The organism is Streptomyces sp. NPDC003379, from assembly GCF_053589195.1.
Map to the genome: position 1 here is coordinate 1 of NZ_JBSFRK010000073.1, position 25,204 is coordinate 25,204.

General features: G+C 71.1%; 23 protein-coding genes. 16 read left to right on the forward strand and 7 right to left on the reverse strand.

Annotated elements, in window-relative coordinates; genetic code table 11:
* Window positions 1-346: 346 nt before the first annotated feature.
* From ACWDVB_RS37625 to ACWDVB_RS37645, 5 genes are all read left to right on the forward strand, one after another.
* A complete protein-coding gene (locus tag ACWDVB_RS37625) occupies window positions 347-1,954 on the forward strand; it encodes a sensor histidine kinase (RefSeq protein WP_451519384.1) in 1,608 nt (535 codons plus the stop codon).
* Complete coding sequence (locus ACWDVB_RS37630) at window positions 1,951-2,358, forward strand: roadblock/LC7 domain-containing protein (RefSeq protein ID WP_451519385.1); 408 nt, start codon at window positions 1,951-1,953, stop codon at window positions 2,356-2,358. Before ACWDVB_RS37625 ends, ACWDVB_RS37630 begins: the two co-directional genes overlap by 4 nt.
* Window positions 2,355-2,753, forward strand: coding sequence for a DUF742 domain-containing protein (locus tag ACWDVB_RS37635; RefSeq protein WP_451519386.1), 399 nt, complete (start codon window positions 2,355-2,357; stop codon window positions 2,751-2,753). The genes ACWDVB_RS37630 and ACWDVB_RS37635 overlap by 4 nt, the downstream gene beginning before the upstream one ends.
* Window positions 2,734-3,348 (forward strand): GTP-binding protein, encoded by a 615-nt coding sequence (locus tag ACWDVB_RS37640; protein ID WP_451519387.1) that lies wholly within the window; start codon window positions 2,734-2,736, stop codon window positions 3,346-3,348. Before ACWDVB_RS37635 ends, ACWDVB_RS37640 begins: the two co-directional genes overlap by 20 nt.
* A gap of 79 nt (window positions 3,349-3,427) precedes the next feature.
* On the forward strand, window positions 3,428-4,912 hold the full coding sequence (locus ACWDVB_RS37645) for a cytochrome P450 (RefSeq protein WP_451519388.1): 1,485 nt from the start codon (window positions 3,428-3,430) through the stop codon (window positions 4,910-4,912).
* On the opposite strand, the gene ACWDVB_RS37650 is transcribed toward ACWDVB_RS37645, so the two are convergent.
* A complete protein-coding gene (locus ACWDVB_RS37650; protein ID WP_451519389.1) occupies window positions 4,906-5,850 on the reverse strand; it encodes an RluA family pseudouridine synthase in 945 nt (314 codons plus the stop codon). The genes ACWDVB_RS37645 and ACWDVB_RS37650 overlap by 7 nt on opposite strands.
* Window positions 5,851-5,944: 94 nt before the next feature.
* Between ACWDVB_RS37650 and ACWDVB_RS37655 the strand changes: the two genes are divergently transcribed.
* Complete coding sequence (locus ACWDVB_RS37655; RefSeq protein WP_451519390.1) at window positions 5,945-6,562, forward strand: GNAT family N-acetyltransferase; 618 nt, start codon at window positions 5,945-5,947, stop codon at window positions 6,560-6,562.
* Window positions 6,563-6,604: 42 nt separating this feature from the next.
* Here ACWDVB_RS37655 and ACWDVB_RS37660 read toward each other — a convergent pair whose 3' ends face one another.
* Both ACWDVB_RS37660 and ACWDVB_RS37665 read right to left on the reverse strand, forming a co-directional pair.
* On the reverse strand, window positions 6,605-7,438 hold the full coding sequence (locus tag ACWDVB_RS37660) for a siderophore-interacting protein (protein WP_451519391.1): 834 nt from the start codon (window positions 7,436-7,438) through the stop codon (window positions 6,605-6,607).
* Between the two features lie 56 nt (window positions 7,439-7,494).
* Window positions 7,495-8,433: a 5'-3' exonuclease gene (locus ACWDVB_RS37665; protein ID WP_451519392.1), complete on the reverse strand. Its 939-nt coding sequence runs from the start codon at window positions 8,431-8,433 to the stop codon at window positions 7,495-7,497.
* Window positions 8,434-8,651: 218 nt separating this feature from the next.
* On the opposite strand from ACWDVB_RS37665, the gene ACWDVB_RS37670 reads away from it, so the two are divergent.
* From ACWDVB_RS37670 to ACWDVB_RS37690, 5 genes are all read left to right on the forward strand, one after another.
* Window positions 8,652-9,827: a quaternary amine ABC transporter ATP-binding protein gene (locus ACWDVB_RS37670; protein WP_451519393.1), complete on the forward strand. Its 1,176-nt coding sequence runs from the start codon at window positions 8,652-8,654 to the stop codon at window positions 9,825-9,827.
* On the forward strand, window positions 9,820-12,429 hold the full coding sequence (locus ACWDVB_RS37675; RefSeq protein ID WP_451519394.1) for an ABC transporter permease/substrate binding protein: 2,610 nt from the start codon (window positions 9,820-9,822) through the stop codon (window positions 12,427-12,429). The genes ACWDVB_RS37670 and ACWDVB_RS37675 overlap by 8 nt, the downstream gene beginning before the upstream one ends.
* 156 nt (window positions 12,430-12,585) lie before the next feature.
* The gene (locus tag ACWDVB_RS37680; RefSeq protein ID WP_451519395.1) at window positions 12,586-13,575 is read left to right on the forward strand and encodes a hypothetical protein; all 990 of its coding nucleotides are present in this window, start codon (window positions 12,586-12,588) and stop codon (window positions 13,573-13,575) included.
* Window positions 13,576-13,667: 92 nt separating this feature from the next.
* Window positions 13,668-14,243, forward strand: a complete 576-nt coding sequence (locus ACWDVB_RS37685) for a helix-turn-helix domain-containing protein (protein WP_451519396.1) — start codon at window positions 13,668-13,670, stop codon at window positions 14,241-14,243.
* 1 nt (window position 14,244) lies between these two features.
* A complete protein-coding gene (locus tag ACWDVB_RS37690; protein ID WP_451519397.1) occupies window positions 14,245-14,985 on the forward strand; it encodes a helical backbone metal receptor in 741 nt (246 codons plus the stop codon).
* On the opposite strand, the gene ACWDVB_RS37695 is transcribed toward ACWDVB_RS37690, so the two are convergent.
* Complete coding sequence (locus ACWDVB_RS37695; protein WP_451519398.1) at window positions 14,954-16,108, reverse strand: TDT family transporter; 1,155 nt, start codon at window positions 16,106-16,108, stop codon at window positions 14,954-14,956. The two genes, ACWDVB_RS37690 and ACWDVB_RS37695, sit on opposite strands and share 32 nt — an antisense overlap.
* 70 nt (window positions 16,109-16,178) lie before the next feature.
* On the opposite strand from ACWDVB_RS37695, the gene ACWDVB_RS37700 reads away from it, so the two are divergent.
* Both ACWDVB_RS37700 and ACWDVB_RS37705 read left to right on the forward strand, forming a co-directional pair.
* Complete coding sequence (locus ACWDVB_RS37700) at window positions 16,179-17,141, forward strand: LysR family transcriptional regulator (protein ID WP_451519399.1); 963 nt, start codon at window positions 16,179-16,181, stop codon at window positions 17,139-17,141.
* A 69-nt stretch (window positions 17,142-17,210) separates the two neighbouring features.
* The gene (locus ACWDVB_RS37705; protein ID WP_451519400.1) at window positions 17,211-18,314 is read left to right on the forward strand and encodes a protein kinase family protein; all 1,104 of its coding nucleotides are present in this window, start codon (window positions 17,211-17,213) and stop codon (window positions 18,312-18,314) included.
* 84 nt (window positions 18,315-18,398) lie between these two features.
* On the opposite strand, the gene ACWDVB_RS37710 is transcribed toward ACWDVB_RS37705, so the two are convergent.
* The 3 genes from ACWDVB_RS37710 to ACWDVB_RS37720 form a co-directional block, all read right to left on the reverse strand.
* Window positions 18,399-19,085, reverse strand: coding sequence for a gamma-glutamyl-gamma-aminobutyrate hydrolase family protein (locus ACWDVB_RS37710; RefSeq protein ID WP_451519409.1), 687 nt, complete (start codon window positions 19,083-19,085; stop codon window positions 18,399-18,401).
* Window positions 19,086-19,119: 34 nt separating this feature from the next.
* Window positions 19,120-20,580 (reverse strand): ethanolamine permease, encoded by a 1,461-nt coding sequence (eat, locus tag ACWDVB_RS37715; protein ID WP_451519401.1) that lies wholly within the window; start codon window positions 20,578-20,580, stop codon window positions 19,120-19,122.
* Between the two features lie 129 nt (window positions 20,581-20,709).
* On the reverse strand, window positions 20,710-21,459 hold the full coding sequence (locus ACWDVB_RS37720) for a FadR/GntR family transcriptional regulator (RefSeq protein WP_451519402.1): 750 nt from the start codon (window positions 21,457-21,459) through the stop codon (window positions 20,710-20,712).
* Window positions 21,460-21,534: 75 nt separating this feature from the next.
* On the opposite strand from ACWDVB_RS37720, the gene ACWDVB_RS37725 reads away from it, so the two are divergent.
* Genes ACWDVB_RS37725 through ACWDVB_RS37735 form a run of 3 tightly spaced genes read left to right on the forward strand, consistent with a single transcriptional unit; the run spans window position 21,535 to window position 25,066 of the window.
* Entirely contained in the window at window positions 21,535-22,905 is a 1,371-nt protein-coding gene (locus ACWDVB_RS37725) for a glutamine synthetase family protein (RefSeq protein ID WP_451519403.1), read from the forward strand.
* 7 nt (window positions 22,906-22,912) lie between these two features.
* Window positions 22,913-24,280, forward strand: coding sequence for an aldehyde dehydrogenase family protein (locus ACWDVB_RS37730; RefSeq protein WP_451519404.1), 1,368 nt, complete (start codon window positions 22,913-22,915; stop codon window positions 24,278-24,280).
* 6 nt (window positions 24,281-24,286) lie between these two features.
* Window positions 24,287-25,066: a 3-oxoacyl-ACP reductase gene (locus tag ACWDVB_RS37735; RefSeq protein WP_451519405.1), complete on the forward strand. Its 780-nt coding sequence runs from the start codon at window positions 24,287-24,289 to the stop codon at window positions 25,064-25,066.
* Window positions 25,067-25,204: the final 138 nt, after the last annotated feature.

Genomic DNA, 25,204 nt, shown 5'->3' on the forward strand with positions numbered 1-25,204 from the left:
ACACGGCCTCGCAGTCCCGCAAGTTCTTCGTCCAGACGCGGGAGGGGCCCCTCTGTCTGCGCCAGCCGCCTGTTCGAGGCCGTTACAGAACGTGTTCGAATGATCGCCTGGCGTGTAAATGGGGCGAGTGTATGCCCGTCGGCAAGGGCCCTGCAGGGGGTTGCCGAATATGAAGTGGCGATGTTTCCGGCGGACTAAGCTCGCCCGGAGCGCGGCGAGTTGAAACGGGTTGCGACAGTTTCGCATGCTTGTTCCCAAATCTCTCGATTGTTCGCTTTCGCGCCCCCGCTCCTCCCGTAATTCCCCTACACCCCCCTTCCCCAAGACGAGTGTTCAGAGGGCATACATGGTGAGTGTTCAATCGCCTCCCGGTGGCCGAGAAGTCCCTTACACGCGCGCCCTGTTGCTGCCCGCCATGCTGATGGCCGCGGCGACCGGAGCGGCCGTCGCCGCGGTGCCGGAGCCGTCCCGGCCCGCCGTCGGCTGGTGCGGCGCCGTCGCGACCCTCCTGGTCCTCCTGGTCGGCACAGAAGCCGTGCGGCGCGGCCGCACCATCCGGGGGCAGCGCGCACAGTACGCGCAGCGGCTCGCGTACCTCGAAGGGCGCATCGCGGCCCATGACGACGAGACGGTCTGCCTGGGGCGGGACATCCTGCCCGACGCGCTCTACCGGCTGCGGCAGGGCGAACCGCCCGACCAAGTGATCCGCAACGTCGTCGACAAGGAGGAGCGGTACCGCGAGCTGTCCGGCTCCCAGCGCACGCTGCTCCGCTATGTCCTTGAGGTCCTGGACGACGAGGAAGCGATGCGCGAGTCCTCGCAGCGCGCCTTCGTGAACGTCGCCCGGCGCGTCCAGTCGATCGTCCACCAACAGGCCGCGGAACTGCGCGAGATGGAAGAGTTCCACGGCCGCAACCCCGAGGTCTTCGACGACCTGCTGCGCATCGACCACGGCACCGCGCTGATCGGCCGTCTCGCCGACTCCATCGCGGTGCTCGGCGGCGGCCGCCCGGGCCGTCAGTGGCCCGAGCCCGTACCGCTGTACAGCGTGTTGCGCGGCGCGATGTCCCGCATCCTCGACTACCCGCGCGTGGAGCTGCACTCGATCGCCAAGGTCGCGATCAAGGGCACGTCCGTCGAACCGCTCATCCACGCCTGCGCCGAACTCCTCGACAACGCCACCCGGTACTCGCCCCCGCACACCAAGGTGCACGTCACCGCCGTCGAGGTGCAGACCGGCATCGCCATCGAGATCGAGGACGGCGGCGTCAGCCTCAGCGAGGAGGCCCGCGCCCGCGCCGAGCGCATGCTGGCGCGGGCCCAGGCCGGCGTCGACCTCAACGACCTCGGTGACACCCCGCGGCTCGGCATGGCGGTCGTCGGCCGGCTCGCGCAGCTGTACAGCATGCAGATCTCCCTGCGGCAGTCCGCCTACGGAGGCGTCCGCGCGGTGCTCATCGTGCCGCGCGACATGATGACCACCGACCCCGCCCCCGGCCTCGCCCACGGCATCGGCGCCTCCGCCGTGCCCCGCGTGGACAGCGGCGGCCGGCTCATCGAGGAGCCCGTCCGCAACATCCGCCGCAAGAAGCCCCGCGTCGTCACCGCGGGCCCGCCGCTGCGCTCCCAGCGCTCCGGGGCCATGGAGGACGACGTCCCCGAGGTCACCGAGTGGACGGAGAACGGTCTGCCGCAGCGCCGCAGCCGCGTCACGATGTCGCTCAAGGAGCGGTACGCCCGGGAGATCGAGGCCCAGCGGATCGCCGAGGCCCACGCCGCCGCGACCGCACCGCCCCCTCCGGCGCCCAAGAAGGAAGGCACCGAACCGGGCCTGTGGGTCGAGGCGTTCATGAAGGGTGTCAAGGGCGAGACGCCGGCCGAGCCCGACCCGTCGGCCCCACAGGGAACCACCCAGAACAACCACGGCAACGCCGACGAGGGGGGCTGGAAGTGATCCAGCAGCGCGCCAATTTCGACTGGATGCTGAAAGAGCTCGCCGACGGGGTGCCGTACACCCGGCAGATCGTGGTGCTCTCCGCCGACGGCCTGCGCATCGCGCGCTACGGCGGCGACCCGGACGCCGCCGACCGCATCGCCGCGGCCTGCGCGGGACTGCAGAGCCTGGCCGCCGCCGTGGCCACGGAGATCCCGCACAGCGACGGCGGCATGAAGATGGTCATCATCGAGATCAACGGCGGCTACTTCTATCTGATGGCCGCCGGCGCCGGCGCCTATCTCGCGGTGCTCGCCGACGAGACCGTCGACGCGGGCCTCGTCGCCACCCGGATGCGCGACCTCGTCGTACGCATCGGGGCACATCTGACGAGCCCCCCACGGCGTGACGGGCAGGCCGTATGACTCCTCCGCAAGGCCCTTCGAACGGGGACGCCCCCGACCCGGACGCCGCTCCCCAGCGCGAGCGCCGCAGACCCACCAACCCCGAGCGGCTGTACGTCCTGACGGGCGAGGACTCGGAGCGGGCGCCCCTCGACCTCGTCACGCTGATCGTGGCGCGGGGCGAGGCGTCCCCCACGGCACAGCCGGAGCACTCCGCGGTGCTGCGGCTGTGCGGGACACCGATCTCCGTCGCCGAGCTCTCGGCCTATCTGGCGCTGCCGTTCAGTGTGGTGACCGTCGTCCTGACGGAGTTGCTGGCGGCCGAGCTCGTGCACGCGCGCGCCCCCATCGTCCGCTCCGCGATCCCCGACCGATCCCTTCTCGAAGCGGTGATGCATGGACTTCAAAAACTCTGACACGATCACCGGCCCCCGCAGCGAGGACGTCCTGCCGCACACGGCCGCGGCCGCCGTGAAGGTCGTCATCGTCGGCGGTTTCGGGGTCGGCAAGACGACGATGGTCGGTTCGGTCAGCGAGATCCGTCCGCTGACGACCGAGGAGACCATGACCGAGGCGGGCATCGGCGTCGACGACAACTACGGCTCGGAGTCCAAGACGGCCACCACCGTGGCCATGGACTTCGGCCGCATCAGCGTCTCCGACGAACTGGTCCTGTACCTGTTCGGCACCCCCGGCCAGGAGCGCTTCTGGTTTCTGTGGAACGGGCTCTTCGAAGGCGCGCTCGGCGCGGTCGTGCTCATCGACACCCGCCGCCTCGAAGTCAGCTTCGACGTGATCGGGCGCCTGGAGGAGCGCGGCGTGCCGTTCGTCATCGCCGTCAACGACTTCCCGGACGCGCCCCACCATCCCACCGAGGCCCTGCGCAAGGCCCTCGACCTGGAGCCCGGAGTGCCGATCATGGCCTGCGACGCCCGCCTCAGGGAGTCCAGCCGGGACGTCCTGATGACCCTCATGCGCTATCTCCACTCCCTGACCGTGGTCCCCGCCTGACCCGCCACCGACTTCTGCAACCCCGGAACCAACCCCGGAACCAACCCCGGAACCCTTCCGCGAACCCGGAGAGACGACCGTGACGACTCCCTCCCCCTCCTGGCCCGGCACCGACCAGCCCGCCGTGCCGCCCCCCGGCTGCCCCGCCCACGGCCTCGGCCCCGGCGGACTGCGCCGTCTCTACGGCCCCGAGGCGGACGCCGACCTGTCCGGCCTGTACGAGAAGCTGCGCGCCGAACACGGCCCGGTGGCGCCGGTATTGATCCACAACGACGTGCCGATCTGGATGGTGCTCGGGCACAGCGAGAACCTCCACATGGTCCGCACGCCCTCGCAGTACACCCGGGACTCACGCATCTGGCGTGCCGTACAGGACGGCAGCGCCGGGCCGAACCACCCGCTGGCGCCCGTCTTCAGCTGGCAGCCCATGTGCAGCTTCGTCGAGGGCGACGAGCACCAGCGGCTGCGCGGCGCGGTCACCGGCGCCATGTCCGGCATCGACCACCGCGGCGTCCGCCGCTTCATCAACCGCTATACGAACCAGCTGATCAACGACTTCTGCGAGGACGGCGAGGCCGAACTGGTCAGCCACTTCGCCGAGCATCTGCCGATGATGGTGATGTGCCACGTCCTCGGCATGCCCGAGGAGTACAACGAGCGGATGGTGCAGTCGGCCCGCGACATGATCAAGGGCACCGAGACCGCCATCGCCAGCAACGCGTACGTCATGGAAGTGCTGATGGCCCTCGTGCTGCGGCGCCGCGCCCAGCCCGACGAGGACTTCACCAGCAGCCTCATCGCGCACCCGGCGCGGCTCACCGACGACGAGGTCGCCGCGCATCTGCGACTGGTGCTCATCGCCGCGTACGAGGCCACCGCCAACCTCATCGCGAACGTCCTGCGGATGGTCCTCACCGATCCCCGCTTCCGCGCCCAGCTCAGCGGCGGCCAGATGACGGTGCCCGAGGCGGTCGAGCAGTCCCTGTGGGACGAGCCGCCGTTCACCGCCATGATCGGCTACTTCGCCAAGCAGGACACCGAGCTGGGCGGCCGGCGGATCCGCGCGGGCGACGGTCTGATTCTCGGCATCGCGCCGGGCAACGTCGACCCCGTCGTACGTCCCGACCTCGCCGCCCATATGCGGGGCAACCGCGCGCACCTCGCGTTCAGCGGCGGGCCCCACGAGTGCCCCGGGCAGGACATCGGCCGCGCCATCGCCGACACCGGCGTCGACGCGCTCCTGCTGCGGCTGCCGGACGTCGAACTGGACATCCCCGAGCGGGACCTGCGGTGGACCTCGTCGATCCTGTCGCGGCACCTGGTGGAGCTGCCGGTGCGGTTCGCGCCGAGGCCGCCGCAGGACGTCATGGCCCGGCCGTCGGCGCAGGCGCCCAGGCCGCGCGGGGAGTGGGAGGTCTCCACGCCGCCGCGCCGGCAGCAGGCACCGCGGCCGCGGGCCGTTCCGCAGGCGACAGCGCCGGTGCCCACGCCCGTTCCCGCGCCGGTGCCCGTCCCGGCCCAGGGGGCCTGGCGGCGGTTCGTCACCTGGTGGCGCGGTTACTGATTCCAGTCGTCGTACGCCGACCACGCGCCCAGCGTCCGCCCGCTGACGAAGCGGTGCCGGGCGCCCGTGACCGGGTCCGTGAACTCAAGGCGGCGCGCGAGGAGTTGCAGGGGGCGGCGGAAGTCGTCCGGTGGCACGGGATCGGTCACCACCGGGTAGACCGGGTCGCCGAGGATCGGCAGCCCCAGCGTGTTCATGTGGACGCGCAGTTGATGGGTGCGGCCGGTGTGCGGGGTCAGGCGGTAGCGGCCGAGGCCGCCGCGGTGCTCGATGAGCTCGACGTGGCTCTCGCTGTTCGGCTCGGCGCCCTCGACCTCGTACGCCGCGATGACCCCGCGCTCCTTCTCGATGTGGCTGCGTACGGTGCGAGGGAGCGGCAGGGCCGCATCGTACGGCGCGATCGCCTCGTACTCCTTGCGTACGAGGCGATCGCGGAACAGCGTCTGGTACGCGCCGCGTTCCTCGGGCCGCACGGTGAACAGGAGCAGCCCCGCGGTCAGCCGGTCCAGGCGGTGCGCGGCGCCCAGCGTCGGGACGCCCAGCTCCTTGCGCAGCCGGGCGAGGGCGGTCTGGGTGACGTGGCTGCCGCGCGGCATGGTGGCGAGGAAGTGCGGCTTGTCCACGACGACGACGTGCTCGTCCCGGTATACGACATCGAGGGCGAACGGTACGGTGACCTCGGGCGGCAGCTCCCGGTGAAACCACACGAAGGTCCCCGGCGCGTAGGGCGTGTCCGGCGCCACGGGCGCCCCGTCCGCACCGACGATCGCGCCATCACGCAGCATCGCGTCGATGACACCGTCCCCGGCGGCGAGCCGCTCCACCAGATGATCGCGGACGGTCGGCAACGCGCCGCCCGGCGGCAACTTGACCCGGACGGGATCGACGCCGTCGCGCTGCGGCAGTGGGGCGGGCGGGATGCGGGGCTTGCGTCTCATCAGGGGGTCAGGGTACGGGAGCGGTGCGGCCGCAGCCGCTGGGCCCCGGGAAAACCGGTGCCGCCGAGCGTTCCGCCTCCGGCACGATGTGGCCATGCCTTTCAAGATCTCTGATGTGGTCGTGACCGGGGCCCTCGCCCGGCAGGAACAGCCGACGTTGGCCGTCTCCGGTGACCTGGTTCTGCGGCCCTGGGCGGCCACCGATGCCGCCGCCGTGTACGAGGCGTTCCAGGACCCCGTGATGCAGCGCTGGCATGCCCGTGTGGCCGACTCCGAGAGTGAGGCCCTCGGGTGGATCGAGGGCTGGCGCAAGGCATGGGCCGACGAACGTGACGCGTACTGGGCGATCGCCGACGCCCGCACGGACGAGGTGGTCGGACGGATCGCTCTGCGGCTGATCGAGCTGGTCGACGGCCACGCCGAAGTCGCCTACTGGACCATGCCGTCGGCGCGCGGCCGCGGCGTCGCCCCGCGCGCCGTCGAATGCCTCACGCGGTGGGCCTTCGACGAAGTGGGCCTGCACCGCCTGGAACTGACACACGCGACGGCCAACGAGGCGTCCTGCCGCGTCGCCCTGAAGACCGGCTTCGCCGTGGAGGGCACCAAGCGCAGCGCGCTGCTGCACGCGGACGGCTGGCACGACATGCACCTGCACGCGCGAATAGCGGACGAGGCGTCGGGGCCGACCCCGGCGGAGGCGGCCGCCCCGTAGCGGCGGCCGCCCGGTAGCGGTGGCCGCACCCCGAGCGCAGCGCTACACGCTCTCCTGCTCCGCCTCCACCTGCGCGTTCCACTCCCGCTTCGACGCCTGCCAGCCGTCCTCGTTGTGGCCGAGGCGCCAGTAGCCCGAGATGGACAGGCGCTCGCGCGGTACCTCGCGCTCGACGCGCAGGTAGCGGCGCAGCTCCTTCACGAAGCCCGCCTCGCCGTGTACGAAGGCCTGCATGTCGCCCGCGGGGAACTCCAGGGAGCGCACGGCCTCGACCAGGGGCCGGCCCACCGGGCGGCCGGCGCGGTGGAGCCAGACGACCTCCGCGTCCGTGGCGATCTTCTGCTCCTCCTCGGGGCCCTCGACCTCCACGAAGACCCGGGCGACGGTGCCCGCGGGGAGCGCCTCGGCCGCGGCGGCGATCGCGGGCAGGGCGCTCTCGTCGCCGGCCAGCAGATGCCAGTCGGCGGCCGCGTCCGGGGCGTAGCCCCCGCCCGGCCCGAGGAAACGGACCGTGGCGCCCGGCCGGGCGTCGCGCGCCCAGGGGCCGGCGAGGCCCTCGTCGCCGTGGATCACGAAGTCGAGGGCCAGTTCGCGGGCCTCGGGGTCCCACCAGCGCACGGTGTAGGTCCGGGTGACCGGCCACTGCTCGCGCGGGAACTCCTCGCGGATGCGCTGCATGTCGAAGGGTTCCGGATAGGTGACGCCCTCGGCGTCGAAGAGCAGCTTCACGTAGTGGTCGGTGCACTCGCCCGCCGTGAACTCGGCGAGCCCCTCGCCGCCGAGCACCACGCGCTGCATGTGCGGGGTCAGCCGCTCCGTGCGCACGACCTGCGCGACGTGGGCCTTCGGCGCTTTGCGTGCCGGACGTTCTGCCATCGGCGACGGCCTCCCCTGATACTGAGTTTCAACTTAGGCTTACCTAAGCTAACACTTCAGGGCTGGAGAGTGGCGAGCAGCCGCTGCAGCGAGCCGCCCAGGTTCCACCGCTCGGCCAGCTCGTCGAGCGCCACCGGGTCGCGCGGCTCCCGGGGCAGCGCCACGTCGGCCTCGGGCAGCGGCACGTCTGCGGCGACCCGGACGACCTTCGGCGCGACCGCCACGTACGCCCTGGCCTCGTCGAGCCGCTTGCGCTGCGACGGCGTGAGCTTCGACCTCGGGTCGTCGACCGCGGCCATGATCCCGGCCAGATCGCCGAAGGCGTCCAGGAGCTTGGCCGCCGTCTTCTCGCCGATGCCGGGCACCCCGGGCAGGCCGTCGCTCGGGTCGCCGCGCAGCAGGGCCAGGTCGATGTAGCCCTGGCCGTCCACGCCGTACTTCTCGCGCAGCCAGGCCTCGTCGGTGATCTGGAGGCTGCCGACGCCCTTCAGGGGATAGAGGACGCGGATGCCGCGCGCGTCGTCGACCAGCTGGTAGAGGTCGCGGTCGCCGGTGACGATGTCCACCGGGCCCGTGGCGCGGGTCGCGTAGGTGCCGATCACGTCGTCGGCCTCGTACGCCGCCACTCCCACGCGCGCGATGCCGAGCGCGTCCAGGACCTCTTCGATCACCGGCACCTGAGGGGAGAGGGTGTCGGGGATCTCCTCGGCGTCCGGGCCCTGCGCGGCCTCCTCGGCCACGCGGTGCGCCTTGTAGGAGGGGATGAGCTCCACCCGCCAGTGCGGGCGCCAGTCCGCGTCCATGCACGCGACGAGCTCGTCCGGGCGGTGGTCCTGGACGAGGCGGGCGATGAAGTCGAGCAGGCCGCGCACGGCGTTGACCGGGGTGCCGTCCGGGGCCTTCACGGAATCCGGGACTCCGAAGTAGGCCCGGAAGTAGAGGGAGGCCGTGTCGAGAAGCATGAGCCGTCGTGTTCGCTGAGTCACGGTGCGCATCATGCCGCACGGCACTGACAGCGACGCCGTACGGCCCGCGACGAATGTGAGCTGGGACACTCCTGGGTTTGGTTCGTACAAGTGGGGGCAGGCGCGCAGCCGGAGCGAGCCCCGTCGAGGATTCAACATTTCGATGGGTCAAGTGGGCAGAGGCCACTTCGCTCCACGGCCCGCCGGCGGGGGAGGCGGGCCGTCTTGGTTCAACCCGAGAGGTGTATGTGTCCAGGCTGCAGGCCGAGCACTTGTACAAAGTGTTCGGCAGACGACCCGCTGACGCGGTGGAGCGACTCCGCCACGGAGCCGACCGGGAGGAGCTGCGCTCCGACGGCACCACCGCCGCCGTGATCGACGCCTCCTTCGAGGTCGAACCGGGCCAGATCTTCGTCGTCATGGGTCTCTCCGGATCCGGCAAGTCCACGTTGCTGCGCATGCTCAACGGGCTGTCGGAGCCGACGGCCGGTCACGTCCGCTTCGACGGTCAGGACCTCACCGAGCTGAGCGCGCGCGAGATGCGGGAGGTGCGCTCCAAGAAGATCAGCATGGTCTTCCAGCACTTCGCGCTCTTCCCGCACCGCAGCGTCATGGAGAACGCCGGTTACGGCCTTGAGGTGCAGGGCGTTCCGCGCGCCGAGCGCGAGAAGCGCGCCACCGAGGCGCTGGAGCTCGCCGGCCTGAAGGGCTGGGAGAAGTCCTGGCCCGACGAGCTGTCCGGCGGCATGCAGCAGCGCGTGGGCCTGGCCCGCGCGCTCGCCACCGACGCCGATCTGCTCCTCATGGACGAGTCGTTCAGCGCGCTCGACCCGCTGATCCGGCGCGATATGCAGGACCAGCTCCTCGAACTCCAGAAGCGGCTGAAGAAGACCATCGTCTTCATCACCCACGACCTGAACGAGGCCATGCGCCTGGGCGACCGGATCGCCGTCATGCGCGACGGCCGCATCGTCCAGATCGGCACCGCCGAGGACATCCTGGTCACCCCGGCCAACGACTATGTGGCGTCGTTCACGCAGGACGTCGACCGGGCCCGGGTGCTCACCGCGGGCGCCATCATGGCCGACCCGGAGACCGCCTTCGGCACGGAGACGGACGACGGCAAGGAGCTGGTGACCGCCGATGACGTGCTGGCCGCCGCGCCCGCGACCGTCCTGGCGGACGTCCCCATCATCGAGCTGTTCACTCCCTGCTCCACCAGTGGTGTGCCGGTCGCCGTGACCGACGGCGACGGTGAGCTGATCGGCGTCGTACCGCGGGCCCGGCTGCTCGCCGTGCTCGGCGAGCCGATGGACTCCGAGAAGGACGCGGAGCCGAAGGGCGCGGAGCCGCAGGAAGCGGTGGCCGTCCCCGCGCAGGACGACGGCGACAAGAACGTGAGCAAGGTGAGCAGCGGTGCCTAGGATTCCCTTCGGCGACTGGGTCAATGACTCGGTCGAATGGCTCAGAACCCATATGGACTGGCTGTTCGACTTCATCAAGACGGTCTTCCAGGAGATGTGGGACGGCGTCTACGACGTCCTCTCCGCGCCCGAGCCGCTGCTGATGGCGGGCATCCTCGCCGTCATCGCGTTCTGGCTGCGCGGTCTGCTCGGCGGTGTGCTCGCCTTCGGCGGATTCGCGTTCATCGTGTCCCTGGAGCTGTGGGACAACGCGATGATGACGCTGTCCCTGGTGCTCGTCTCGACCTTCGTGGCGCTGGTCATCGCCGTGCCCTTCGGTATCTGGGCGGCCCGCTCCAAGACGGTCAGCGGCATCGTCCGGCCCGTCCTGGACTTCATGCAGACGCTGCCCGCGATGATCTACCTCATCCCGGCGCTGCTCTTCTTCCGGATGGGCGCCCCCGCGGGCATCGTCGCCACGATCGTCTTCGCGCTCGCCCCCGGTGTGCGCATGACGGAACTCGGCATCCGCCAGGTCGACAAGGAGCTGGTCGAGGCCGCCGACGCGTTCGGCACCACGCCCCGCAACACCCTCTTCCGCGTCCAGCTGCCGCTCGCACTGCCGACGATCATGGCCGGTGTCAACCAGGTCATCATGCTGGGCCTGTCCATGGCGGCCCTGACCGGTATGGTCGGCACCCCGGGTCTCGGCGCCGACGTCAACGCGGCCATCGGCCAGCTCGACGTGGGTCTGGGCGCGGAGGCGGGCGTCTCCATCGTGATCCTCGCCATCTACCTGGACCGCGTCACCAGCGGTCTGGGCGGCCAGGTCTCCCCGCTCGGCCGCCGCGCGCTCGCCAAGCTGCGGGCCGCGCAGGGCCTGAACATCTGGAACTACCGCCCCCGGCCCGTCGTCGCGATGGTCGGCGTCGTCGTCCTCGCGCTCGTCGCGGGCGGCATGGGCATCTTCGGCGGCACCAAGTCCGAGCCCGTGGCCGACTCCAAGAACGTCGGCCAGGGCAAGGAAGTCAAGATCGGCTACATCCCCTGGGACGAGGGCGTCGCCTCCACCTTCCTCTGGAAGGAGGTCCTTGAGCAGCGCGGCTTCAAGGTGACCACCAGCCAGCTGGAGGCCGGCCCGCTGTACACCTCCCTGGCGCAGGGCGACATCGACTTCCAGACCGACTCCTGGCTGCCGACGACCCACGCCTCGTACTGGAAGAAGTACGGCAAGGACCTGGAGGACATGGGCGCCTGGTTCGGCCCGACCTCGCTGGAGCTGAGCGTCCCCGCCTACATGAAGGACGTCGACTCCCTGGCGGACCTCAAGGGCAAGGGCGACACGTTCAAGGGCGGGATCACCGGCATCGAGTCGAGCGCCGGAATGATGGGGCTGCTCAAGGACAAGGTCCTCGGTGCGTACGGCCTCGACAAGGAGTACAAGGTCGTCGACGGCTCGACGCCCGCGATGCTCTCCGAGCTGAAGGCCGCGTACGCCAAGAAGGAGCCGATCGTCACCACGCTGTGGTCGCCGCACTGGGCGTACAGCGAATTCGACCTGAAGAAGCTCAAGGACCCGAAGGGTGCCTGGGGCAAGGGCGACGGCGTGCACACGCTGACACGCAAGGGCTTCTCGAAGGAGAACCCCGAGGTCGGCAAGTGGCTCAAGAGCTTCAAGATGAGCGAGAAGCAGCTCACCGATCTTGAGGCGGAGATCAACAAGGCCGGCAAGGGCAAGCAGCAGGACGCCGTGCGCACCTGGCTGAAGAAGAACCCCGGTGTGCTCGACAAGATGGCGCCCCTGCCGAAGAACTCCGGCGGCGACGAGAACAAGCGTCCGCTGAAGGCCGCGTACTTCGCGTGGGACGAGAACATCGCCGTCACCAACCTGTGGAAGCGCGTCCTGGAGAAGCGCGGCTACAAGATGGAGCTGACGCCCGCCGACGTCGGCCCGGTCTACACCGGCCTCGCGCAGGGCGACCTCGACCTCAACCTCGACGCGTGGCTGCCCACGGCCCAGAAGACGTACTGGGACAAGAACAAGGCGAACCTGAAGGACCTGGGCTCCTGGTACAGCCCGACGTCCCTGGAGGTCGCCGTCCCGTCCTACGTCAAGGACGTGAAGTCGCTCGCGGACCTCAAGGGCAAGGGCGACAGGTTCAAGGGCAAGATCGTCGGCATCGAGCCGGGCACCGGCGTGATGCAGGCGCTCAAGGACAAGGTCCTGCCCGGCTACGGCCTGGAGGACGAGTACGAGATCGCCGCGGGCTCCACCCCGGCGATGCTCACCGAGCTGAAGGCCGCGTACGCCAAGAAGGAGCCCATCGCGGTGCTGCTCTGGTCGCCGCACTGGGCGTACAACGAGTACGACCTGACCAAGCTGAAGGACCCCAAGGGCGGCTTCGGCAAGGGCGACACGATCCGCACGCTCTCCAGCAAGGACTTCCCCAGCCAGTACCCGCAGCTCACGAAGTGGCTCAAGAACTTCAAGATGAGCGAGAAGCAGCTGGCCAGTCTGGAGAACGAGATCAACAAGGCGGGCAAGGGCAACGAGCCCGAGGCCGTCGACGCCTGGCTGAAGAAGAACCCGGGCTTCGAGGAGAAGATGACGGCCGTGAAGTAAGCCGGAACCTTCCCCGAGGGGTGGGCCTCGCCTTGTGCGCCTCGCGCGCCCTGTGGCGAAGCCCACCCCTCTCGGCGTTCCGGAGGGCCGCCCCGGTGCCTAACCTCGACTGGGCCCCACCTCTCTGACTTTCTTTCTGAACGTGAGCCCCCACCCGTGACCGCACGGCAGCCCAGGACGGCGCTCCTCACCGTCGCCGCCCTCCTCGCCCTGGCCGCCGCCCTGCTCCTCGCGCAGCTGGCCCGCGCGGACACCGCCCCCGCCTCCGCGGGCACCGCCCGCCTCGCCGCCCTCGCCGAGGACGTGACGGCCGCCGACGGCCACCGCTACGACGCTCGCGACCACACCGGCCGCACCATGGACGCCGCGCAGATCGAACAGGCCCAGGACGGCACCTACCTCGCCGTCTACCACACGCTTCTCGCCGACGGCCGCTTCCACGCGGCCGTCGCCACCTCCACCGATCTGCGCCACTGGCAGCGCCGCCACGACTTCGGGCCCGGCACCCACCAGGCCTCGCTCGCGCACGACGGCCGCGGCGGCTATGTCCTCGCGTACGAGAAGGACCCGCGCAACCACATCGCGGTCCGCGCGTACGAGGACCTGGCCGCGCTGCTCGACGGCCGCGCCGACCGGTCCTTCGACGCGCCGCTCACCCTCTCCCGCTGCGCCGAGGGCACACCCGCCATCACCGCCGTGCGCGGTGCCACGATCCACCTCACCGGGCACTACCGCGCGGGCTGCGACACCGACCGCCAGCTGCGTGCCACGCTCACCGGCTTCCGGCACTGGCACGCCGAGCCCGACCGGCGCCTCGACCGCGCCGTGCACGCCTGGGGCACCGGCGGCAACATCGGCGACCGGGCGCCCGTCGAACTCGGCGGGCAGCACGTGGTCCTCGTCGAGGGACAGGGGCGCCGCGCGGACTTCGGCAGCTGGGGCACCTACGCCTACGACCCCGTGAGCGGCCGCGCCGACAGCCTCGACGTCCGTACCCACGGCGGCAGCCACGCCTTCGCCAACCCCTCCGCGACCCTGCTGACCGATCCGCGGGGCCGGCCCGCCCTGCTCGTCAGTCTGTTCATCCCACGTGAGAATTCCGCTCCCGGGGAGTCCGGGCAGCTGCTGTACTGGCACAGGCTGTAGCAACGGGGCAGAACCATTTGGCGAACATGCGTAGGGTGCAGAGAACCCCTCAGGGTTGAGAGTGGACCGACGCGCTGAAGGGAGCCGAGGCGATGGACGAGCGCAAGGAGACCCTCCGGGTGGGCTCGGCCGTGCGGCGCCGCCGCCGGCAGCTGGAGCTCACCCTCGCCGTCGTCGCCGAGCGCAGCGGCCTGTCCGTGCCCTTCCTCAGCCAGGTCGAGAACGAACGCGCCCGGCCGAGCCGGCGCTCCCTCCAGCGCGTCGCGGACGCCCTGTGCACCACCGACGTGGAGCTGCTCGCCGCCGCCGACCCGGCCGGCACTGTCGAGGTGGTGCGGGTCGGCGACGACACGGACCTGGACACCTCGACGCCCGACGCGCGCGTGCGTCAGCTGGCCCGCGGCCACCACCAGCTCCAGGTCCTGGAATTCGTCGGGGACCACGACGAGGGCCGCGAATTCCAGCACCGCAACGACGAGTTGATGTACGTGATCGACGGCGGCGTCGAGATGGAGGCGGAGGGCCGCGCCTACCGCCTCGGGCGCGGCGACAGCGTGTTCCTCACCGGCGGGGTGCGCCACCGCTGGCGGGCCACGGCGGCGGACACGCGGGTCCTGGTGGTCGCCGTGAGCGACCACATCGAGGCGGTCGACGACGGGGGGCGCTGACATGCCGCTCGCGCGTGGCCCGCTGCGGGTCGTCTCACTGGTGCCCTCGCTGACCGAGGCGGTCGCCGTGAGCGTGCCGGGCGTGCTGGTCGGGGCCACGGACTGGTGCAGCCACCCGGCGGGCCTCGACGTCACCCGGGTGGGCGGCACCAAGAACCCCGACGTGCCCCGCGTCCTGTCCCTCGCGCCCGACCTGGTGATCGCCAACGAGGAGGAGAACCGCGCCCCCGACCTGGCGGCGCTGCGCGCGGCGGGCGTCGAGGTCCTGCTGACCGAGGTGCGGACGCTGGAGCAGGCGTTCCGGGAGCTGCGGCGGGTCCTCGCGGCGTGCGGGGCCGGGCGGCCGCGCTGGCTGGAGGAGGCGGAGGCCGCGTGGTGGGATCCGCCCTGCCCGTCGGTCCGGCTGCGGGCGGCGATCCCCATCTGGCGCCGGCCGTGGATGGTCCTGGGCCGCGACACGTTCGCGGGGGACCTTCTGGCGCGCATGGGCGTGGACAACGCGTACGCCGGGCACGCCGAGCGCTATCCGCGCGTCCCCGTCGAGGAACTGCGCTCGGCCGATCTCGACCTGGTGGTCCTGCCCGACGAGCCGTACCGCTTCACGCGCGACGACGGCCCCGAGGCGTTCGCGACGCGTACGCCGGTCGCGCTGGTCAGCGGCCGCCACCTCACCTGGTACGGCCCTTCGCTGGTGGAGGCCCCGGCCGTGCTCAGCGCGGCGCTGCGAGCAGCCTGCCGGTGACGACGCCGCGCAGGGTGTGCCCCAGCGCCACGGCGCAGGCGGTCACGAGGGAGGCGAACAGGCCCACCGCGATCCAGTCGAACACCGCGAGCCCGGTGTGCTTGCCGAGCCCCTCCGCCCCGGTCACACAGGTGCCGAGCGGAAACGTGAAGGCCCACCAGGTCATGGTGAACGCCATACCGCCGCGCCGGGCCCGGAGCACCATGGCCACCGCGAGCGACAGCCACAGCAGGGCGAAGCCCATCACGGGCACGCCGTAGAGCACGGCGAAGGCGTAGAAGCCCTGGTCGAGCGGGGCGGGGAGGATGCCGGGCGCGAAGTCCGCGAACTTGTTGGTGGCGGTCGTCGACTGCCCAAGGGGACCGAGCACCAGGAAGAGGGTGGGGGTGAGCGCCAGCGGCAGCGGGCCCGATCTCACAAGGCGGGCGAAGATCATCGGCAGCATCATCAGGGTGGCGCACAGGCTCAGGCCGAACATCGCGAAGCACGCGTACAGCAGGGTCTGCTGCGGCTGGCCCGCGGGCAGATGCGGTATCAGTGAAGGACCGGCGGAGGACGCCACCATCGGGGGCACCACGGACAGCAGCCACACGGGCGACGCCTGGTCGGCGGCGATGCGGTGCCGGACGACCATCAGGTACGGGATGGTGACGGCCGTGGCGAGTCCGATGACCGCGCCGACGGTGAACAGCACGGCGTCGACAGCGACGGCGGGGCCGGTGCCGATCCAGTCCCTGCCGACGGCCAGTGTGGCGCCGCCGACCGACAGCAGGGCCATCGAAAGACACCCGTAGAACGGCGCCACGCTCGGGTCGAGAAGATGGGCGCGGGCCTGGTCGTGGTGGTGGACCCAGTGTGCGGCGCGGGCGGTGAGCAGTACGGCGAGCATCACCAGGGACAGCGCCCACACGACGGCGCAGGCGGTCTCGAACCCCGCGAACGAGTAGGGGAGGGTGGCGCCCGCGTTGGCGATGATGGCGGTGCCCATGACGGTGGCGTACCAGTTCGGCCCGAGATGACGGACCGCGGGAAGGCGGGGGCGGGGGCCCGCGGGGCGTGCGGGGGCGGGGCGGGCGGAGGGGGCTGAGGGAGCCGAGTGGGCCGGGTGGGCAGCGGTGACCATGGGACGACCATCGTACGGGCGCGGGACCACCACCAGGGAGTAACCTTCTATGAACACATAAGCTGGCTTTATGAGCCAGCCCTCTCCATCCACTCCCTCGCCCGCACCGGCGGAGGTGCCGGTGTCGCTCGCGCACCGTGTCCCCGACCTCGGAGCGCTCCAGCTGCTGCTCGCCGTGGCCCGGCTCGGCAGCCTCGGTCGGGCCGCGCGGGAGCTCGGCATCACGCAGCCCGCGGCGAGCAGCAGGGTCCGCGCCATGGAGCGGCAGCTCGGCGTGGCGCTCGTCGACCGGTCGCCGCGCGGCTCCCGCCTCACGGACGCGGGGGCGCTCGTCACCGACTGGGCGGGGCGGATCGTGGAGGCGGCGGAGGCCTTCGACGCGGGGGCGCAGGCGCTGCGCGACCGGCGGGACTCGCGGCTGCGGGTCGCGGCGAGCATGACGATCGCCGAGTATCTGCTGCCGGGCTGGCTGATCGCCCTGCGGACCCAGCGGCCCGACACGGCGGTCTCGCTCCTCGCGGGCAACTCCGCGGCTGTGGCGTCCCGGCTGCTCGCCGGTGAGGCGGACCTCGGCTTCGTCGAGGGGCTCACCGTGCCGGCCGACCTCGACGACGTGGTCATCGCGCACGACCGCCTGATCGTCGTGACGGCCCCCGGGCACCCCTGGGCGCGCCGCGGCAGACCGCTGGCCGCCGAGGAGCTCGCGGCGACGCCGCTGATCCTGCGCGAAGAGGGTTCGGGCACCCGCCAGGTCCTCGACGCGGCCCTCGGCGGCCTGGCCCGCCCGCTGATCGAACTGTCCTCCACTACGGCGGTCAAGGCCGCGGCGGTCAGCGGCGCGGGCCCCTCCGTCCTCAGCGAACTGGCGGTGGGCGAGGAACTCGCGGCCCGCCGCCTGGTGGAAATCCCCCTGAAGGACGTCCGCCTGCACCGAGAACTCCGTGCCGTCTGGCCGACGGGGCACAGGCCGGCGGGGCCGGGGAGGGATCTGCTGGCGCTTACGCGGGGTGGGGTGGGGGTGCGGGGCGCTTGAGTGGATGCTCCCACTCCGCCGCCAAGGCGACGGCTCGGCTGCCTGACCTCCAGCACTGAGGAGCATACGATGCACCACACTGCCCGGCACATCAGACGTCTGGCCGCATGCGCGGCCGTCTCCAGCCGCCTGTCCTCGATGAGCGACCGTCGGCTCGGGGACGTCGCGGCGGCCGCCCATCCGCTCGGGTCCGGCATCGGCGGCAGATCCGCCGAACTGGACGTCGACGGGACACGGGTCTTTGTCAAGCGGGTCCCTCTGACGGACATCGAATCGCGGCCGGAGAACGCACGCTCCACGGCGAACCTCTTCGGGCTGCCGATGTTCTACCAATACGGTGTCGGGTCCGCCGGTTTCGGGGCCTGGCGTGAGCTTGCCGTGCACGTCATGACCACCGACTGGGTCCTCCGCGACGAGTACGCGGGATTTCCGCTGATGTACCACTGGCGAGTCCTGCCCGATTCCCCTCCGGAGGGCTTCGTCGACGAGTTCGGGGGCGTCGACGGGGCGGTCTCGTACTGGGAGGGGAGTGTGGCCGTGCGCAGGCGGCTGGAGGCCATCGGCCGGTCCTCGTACAGCTTGGTCCTCTTCCTGGAACATCTGCCGGGGACACTCGCCGAGTGGTTGGGCGGGCGTCGCGACGCTCCTGCTTCGAAGACGGACGTAGAAGCCTCGTCCTACTCATGGGCGGACGACCTTCTGGGCCGTGGGGCGGATTTCATGAGCTCTCGCGGACTCGTCCACTTCGACGCGCACTTCGCCAACATCCTGACCGACGGCGACCTGCTCTATTTCGCGGACTTCGGGCTTGCCCTGAGCACCGACTTCGAGCTTTCCGCGGACGAGACCGCATTCCTCGCGGACCATCTCGCGTACGACCGCTGCTGCACCGGGAGACATCTGCTCCACCGTCACCTGCTGAAAGGCCAGTGCGGCGAGAGGGAACACCGGGCGATCCTGAGTGAGTGGGTCGAAGGCCGGAGAGCCGATGACGTGCCGGCCGAAACGGCCGCGATCATCGACCGGCATGCCGGGCCCGCGCTCATCCTGGACGAATTCCACCGCCGTCTGCTGACGGAGAGCAAGCGGACACCGTTCCCGACGGCGCAACTTGCGCGCGCCCTCGCCGAGCCGACTCCGCGTGCGAACAAAGTGTTCACAACGAACCGTTGACTTCGTGGTGTGCGCCGTCCGGCGGCGGCAGATGGCGAGATGGACGAGCTGGAGACCGGGCTGCCCGTCCCGACCCGGAGCGGCTCAGGAAGCGGCTCGGACCAGAGCTGTCATGACCCGCGTGTCCTCGCCCATCTCCGGGTGCCACTGGACGCCCAACACCCAGGCAGGGGAGGGGAGTTCGATGGCCTCGATGGTTCCGTCCGCCGCGTGGGCCGAAGGTGCGAGGTCCTTGCCCAGGCGGTCCACGGCCTGGTGGTGGTAGGTCGGCACGTCCGTGGACGCGTCCGGCGCGATCGACGCGTAGAGCGTGCCCGGCACCGGCTTCACCGCGTGCGTGCCGAAGACGCCCACCCGCTCCGCGTGCCCCTCCATGTGCTGGACCAGCGTCCCGCCGAGCGCCACGTTCAGGAGCTGCATGCCCCGGCAGATGCCGAGCAGCGGCGTCCCGGTCGCCAACGCGGCCTCGATCAGGGCGAGTTCCCAGGTGTCCCGCTCCCGGGCGGGCGGCCCCGTGCGCTCCTCGCGCTCCGCGCCGTACCGCGCGGGCTCGACATCCGGGCCGCCCGCGATGACCACGCCGTCAAGACGGGCGACGACGGAACGCGCGTACGAAGGATCATCCGGCGGAAGCATCGCGGCGATGCCGCCCGCCCGCTGCACCAGGCGCGGATACCCGGCGGGCAGCAGGGCCGCGGGCAGCTCCCACACGCCCCACGCCACCTTGGACTCCAGATAGGTGCTGACCCCGATCAGCGGCCTGCCGCTCACTGCGTTCTCCCTCACTTTTCTCCCCTCAGTGTGCTCATCGGTCGCGTTCCAACTCCGCCTCGGCCGCCGCGAGCGCCGCGAACTCCTCCTCCGGCGCACGTGCCACGAGGTGCTTGCGGCTGTACATCCCGAAGTAGGCGATCGCGACCACGTACACCGCGAGCGCGATGAGCGCCGCCGTCACGTCCACCAGGAAGGTCGCCACCAGCGCCGCGCAGGCGAGGACCAGCGCGACCGACGAGGTCAGGGTGCCGCCGGGCGTGCGGTAGGGGCGCTCAAGGCCGGGCTCGCGGCGGCGCAGCACGATGTGCGAGAGCGACATCAGCGCGTACGAGATGGTGGCGCCGAACACCGCGACGTTCAGCATGCGCGCGCCGTCCCCGGTCGCCGCGGCGAGCCCGAAGCCGATCGCGCCGGGGACGAGCAGCCCCAGGTAGGGGGCCTTGCGGCTGCTGGTGAGCGAGAGGAAGCGGGGGAGGTACCCGGCGCGCGAGAGCGCGAAGAGCTGGCGCGAGCCCGCGTAGATGAGGGAGAAGAAGGACGCGACGAGGCCGGCGAGCCCGGCGTAGTTGATGACGCGGCTCAGGCCCGTCGCCCTGCCGTCCGGCTGCAACGCCTCGACCAGGGGATTGCCGGACGACTGGATCGCCGCCGAGCCGCGCGCGCCCGCCGAGGCGAAGAAGGTAAGCAGCGCCAGCACGACCAGGACGCAGAGCGACCAGCGGATGGCGCGCGGCAGCGTACGCGCCGGGTCCTTCGTCTCCTCGGCCGCCAGCGGCACGCCCTCCACGCCCAGGAAGAACCACATGCCGAAGGGGAACGCCGCCCAGATGCCCAACAGGCCCAGAGGCAGCCATGAGTTGGAGCCGAACGCGTCCGTGTCGACGGGGATGTCGTTCAGCTTCGACGCGTCGAACTCCATGAACGCGCCGACCGCGAAGACCAGCAGCGCCACCACCGCGATGCCGGTCACGACGAAGCTGAAGCGCAGCGCCTCGCCGACGCCCCACAAATGGATGCCGATGAAGATGACGAAGCAGGCGAGGTGGACGGGCCAGCCCGAGGTCAGGCCGAAGAGGCCGAGCGACTCGACGTAGTCACCGATGAAGATGGAGATCGCGGCGGGCGCCAGGATGTATTCGATGAGGATCGCCGTGCCGGTCAGGAAGCCGCCCCAGGGTCCGAGCGCCCGGCGCGCGAAGCCGTAGCCGCCGCCCGCCGTCGGCAGCACGGACGACAGTTCGGCCAGCGAGAAGACCATGCACGCGTACATCACGCCCATCAGCGCCATCGCGATGCCGAGGCCGCCGAAGCCGCCTTCGGCGAGGCCCGAGTTCCAGCCGGAGAAGTCGCCGGAGACGACATAGGCGACGCCGAGGCCGGTGAGCAGCACCCAGCCGGCGTTGCCCCGGCGGAGCGTCCGGCGCTCCAGATACTCGTCCGTACAGTCGGCCGCCGGTTCGGCGGGGCTGGGTTCGGTGGACTCCACGGTCATGGCACGGCTCCTATGCGGCGGCGACGCTCTGGCTCGGCGGCTGGGCGACTCAATGGAACGGATCCATACCTTTGCCGCGCCGGGGGCGAGAAATCAAGACCCGTGCGTTACACCGCGGTTAATCACGCCTCACGTCAGGAACCCCCGCAGCAGGGCGGCGGTCCCCGCGCAGTGCTCCCGCATCATCTCCCGCGCCCCGTCCGCGTCCCCGTCGAGCACCGCCTCGACGAGCGCGGTGTGCTGGCGCTGCGAATGCTCCAGGTTCCGCACCAGCAGCGGAATGCAGTCGAGGAGATCGTTGACGGTCGCGCGCACCGCCGCGTACTGCGCGGTGAGCGTCGGCGAGCCGCACAGCTCGGCGAGCGTGAGGTGCAGCAGCGTGTCCAGGCGGCGGTACTCCGACAGGGGCGCGTCATGGGTCTGCGCGAGCGCCGTGCGCAGCCGGTCCGCCTGCTCGTCGGTGAGCCCGTGCGCCGCGCAGAGCCCGGCCGCGCCGACCTCCAGGACCTCGCGGAAGCGCAGCGCGTCCTCCACGTCCACGTCCGCGACCCGGCGGCGCAGCTCGTCCTCGCCCGGCGCCTCGGGGCGCGGCCGTACGAAGGTGCCGCCGTACCGCCCGCGCCGCGACTCGACCAGGCCCTGGTCCTGGAGCACCTTCAGGACCTCCCGCAGCGTGACCCGGCTGATGCCGAGCCGGTCGGCCAACTCCCGCTCAGACGGCAGGCGGTCGCCGCCCGGCACCAGGCCGAGGCGGACGACCTGGAGGATCTGCTCCAGGGCCTCCTCGAAACCGTTGCCGGCCCGCACCGGGCGCAGCACCGGAGTCAGCCGGTCGTCGTCCTGCGCCGCGGGCGATCCGCTCTCTTCCGTGTGCGACATGCCCGTACCCCCTTCCCAAGCAAAGGTTCTCCGCAATACCTTATGGCTCCCGGCTGACCCAAGGAGGCTTTTCCCGTGGCAGACCGCACACCCCCGCTCGCCGTCGAGGAGCTGAAGGCCCTCGTCGCGAGCGGCGAGATCGACACTGTCGTCCTGGCCTTCCCCGATATGCAAGGGCGGCTCCAGGGCAAGCGGTTCGCCGCCCGCTTCTTCCTCGACGAGGTCCTCGAACACGGCACGGAGGGCTGCAACTACCTCCTCGCCGTCGACCCGGAGATGAACACCGTCGACGGATACGCGATGTCCTCCTGGGACCGCGGCTACGGCGACTTCGCCATGCACGCCGACCTCGCCACCCTGCGCCGCGTGCCCTGGAACGAGGGCACCGCGATGCTGATCGCGGACCTCGCCTGGAGCGACGGTTCGCCCGTGGTCGCCGCCCCCCGGCAGATCCTGCGCCGCCAGCTGGAGCGCCTCGCCGAGCTCGGCTACACCGCCCACGTCGGCACCGAGCTCGAATTCATCGTCTTCAAGGACACCTACGAGCAGGCGTGGGACGCCGGGTACAAGGACCTCACCCCGGCCAACCAGTACAACATCGACTACTCGGTCCTCGGCACCGGCCGCATAGAGCCGCTCCTGCGCCGCATCCGCAACGACATGGCGGCCGCCGGGCTCGTCGTCGAGTCGGCCAAGGGCGAGTGCAACCCGGGCCAGCACGAGATCGTGTTCCGCTACGACGAGGCCCTCGTCACCTGCGACCAGCACGCCATCTACAAGACGGGCGCCAAGGAGATCGCGGCCCAGGAGGGCGTCTCGCTCACCTTCATGGCCAAGTTCAACGAGCGCGAGGGCAACTCCTGCCACATCCACCTCTCGCTCCAGGACGCCGACGGCGACAACGTCATGGCCGGTTCCCCGGACGACCCCGGCGGCATGTCGCCCGTCATGCGGCACTTCCTCGCCGGCCAGCTCGCCGCGCTGCGCGACTTCTCCCTCCTCTACGCGCCCCACATCAACTCCTACAAGCGGTTCGTGCCCGGCTCCTTCGCGCCGACCGCCGCCGCCTGGGGCTACGACAACCGCACCTGCGCGCTGCGCGTCGTCGGCCACGGCCGCTCCCTGCGCTTCGAGAACCGGCTGCCCGGCGGTGACGTGAACCCGCACCTCGCGGTCGCCGGGCTGGTCGCGGCGGGCCTGTACGGCATAGAGCACAAGCTCGAACTGCCGGACGAGTGCACCGGCAACGCCTACACCGGCGAGTACGCCCACGTCCCCACCACCCTGCGCGAGGCCGCCGAGCTGTGGGAGAACAGCCCCATCGCCAAGGCCGCCTTCGGCGACGAGGTGGTCGCGCACTACCGCAATATGGCGCGGGTCGAACTGGACGCCTTCGACTCCGCGGTGACCGACTGGGAGCTGCGACGCTCCTTCGAACGCATGTGAGGCAGCCTTGCTTGAGGTCCAGGAACTCGACGTACTGAACCCGGCGACGGAAGAAATCGTCGCGACCGTCCCCGCCGCCACCCCGCAGGACATCGACGCCGCCGTCACCCGTGCCGCGCGGGTGCAGGAACAGTGGGCCGCGGCCGCCCCCGCCGACCGGGCCCGGCTGCTGCGCCGCTTCGCCGCCCAGGTCGACGACCACCTCGAAGAGCTGGCCCGCCTGGAGGTGCGCGAGGCCGGCCACGTCATCGGCAACGCCCGCTGGGAGGCGGGCAACGTCCGCGACCTGCTCGACTTCTCGGCCGGGGGAGCCGAGCGGCTGAGCGGCCGGCAGATCCCCGTACCCGGCGGCCTGAACATCACCCTCCTGGAGCCCCTCGGGGTCGTGGGCGTCATCGCCCCGTGGAACTTCCCGATGCCGATCGCCGCATGGGGCACGGCGCCCGCTCTCGCGGCGGGCAACGCGGTGATCCTCAAGCCGGCCGAGACGACGCCGCTCACCGCGCTGCGCCTCGCCGAACTCGCCCTGGAGGCGGGTCTGCCCGAAGGGCTCTTCCAGGTCCTGCCCGGCGAGGGCGCCGTCGCGGGCAACGCGCTCGTCGAGCACCCCGGTGTCGCCAAGATCGTATTCACCGGCTCCACCCGCGTCGGCAAGCAGACCATGGCGACCTGCGCCGACCGGGTGAAGCGGCTGACCCTCGAACTCGGCGGCAAGAGCCCGAACATCGTCTTCGCCGACGCCGACGTGGAGGCGGCGGCCCTCGCCACCCCCATGTCGTACCTGGACAACTCCGGCCAGGACTGCTGCGCCCGCACCCGCGTCCTCGTACAGCGCTCGGTGTACGACCGCTTCCTGGAGATCGTGGCGCCCGCGGTCGAGTCCATCGTCGTGGGCGACCCGGCCGACGAGAAGACCCAGATGGGCCCACTGATCTCCAGGGCCCAGCTGGACCGCGTCCGCTCCTACGTCACCCCCGGCGACGGCATCCACGGCACGGCCCCCGAGGGCCCCGGCTTCTGGTTCCCGCCGACGCTGCTCACCGACGTCGACCCGGACGCCCCGGTGGCCGCGGAGGAGGTCTTCGGCCCCGTCGCCGTCGTGATCCCCTTCGAGGACGAGGCCGACGCGGTCCGGCTCGCCAACGCCACCGACTACGGCCTGTCCGGCTCGATCTGGACCCGGGACGTGGGCCGCGCCCTACGGGTCTCCCAGGCCGTCAAGGCCGGGAACCTGTCCGTCAACTCGCACTCCAGCGTGCGCTACTGGACCCCCTTCGGGGGCTACAAGCAGTCCGGCCTTGGGCGTGAGCTCGGCCCGGACGCCCTGCACGCCTTCACGGAAACCAAGAACGTCTTCATCAGTACGGAGGCCTGAACCCCTATGTCAGAGAACATCTGCCGCCGCCTCGTCGGCCGCACCGCCGTCATCACCGGCGCCGGCAGCGGCATCGGCCTCGCCACCGCGCGCCGCCTCGCCTCGGAGGGCGCCAACGTCGTCTGCGGCGACATCGACGAGAGCGCGGGCAAGAAGGCCGCCGAAGAGGTCGGCGGGACCTTCGTGAAGGTCGACGTCACCGACGCCGAGCAGGTCGAGGCGCTCTTCAAGGCGGCCTTCGACACCTACGGCTCCGTCGACATCGCCTTCAACAACGCCGGCATCTCGCCGCCCGACGACGACTCCATCCTGGACACCGGCCTGGAGGCATGGAAGCGCGTCCAGGACGTCAACCTCACCTCCGTCTACCTCTGCTGCAAGGCGGCCATCCCCTACATGCGGCGCCAGGGCAAGGGCTCGATCATCAACACCGCCTCGTTCGTGGCGCGGATGGGCGCCGCGACCTCGCAGATCTCCTACACCGCGTCCAAGGGCGGCGTCCTCGCGATGTCCCGCGAGCTGGGCGTCCAGTTCGCCCGCGAGGGCATCCGCGTCAACGCGCTCTGCCCGGGCCCGGTGAACACCCCGCTCCTCCAGGAACTGTTCGCCAAGGACCCCGAGCGCGCCGCGCGCCGCCTCGTGCACATCCCCGTGGGCCGCTTCGCCGAGGCCGAGGAGATGGCGTCCGCGGTGGCGTTCCTCGCCAGCGACGACTCCTCGTTCGTGAACGCCACGGACTTCCTCGTCGACGGCGGGCTCACCGGGGCCTACGTCACGCCCCTGTAGTTCATCCTCCAGCCACCACCCCGTCCGGGGGGGGGGGGGGGGCCGCCCCCCGCCCCCCCCACAAAACAGAGAACCGAAAAGAAACAACAAAAACCCCCCACCCCCGCCACCCCCCCCGAACCCGCCCGCCGGGCGCGC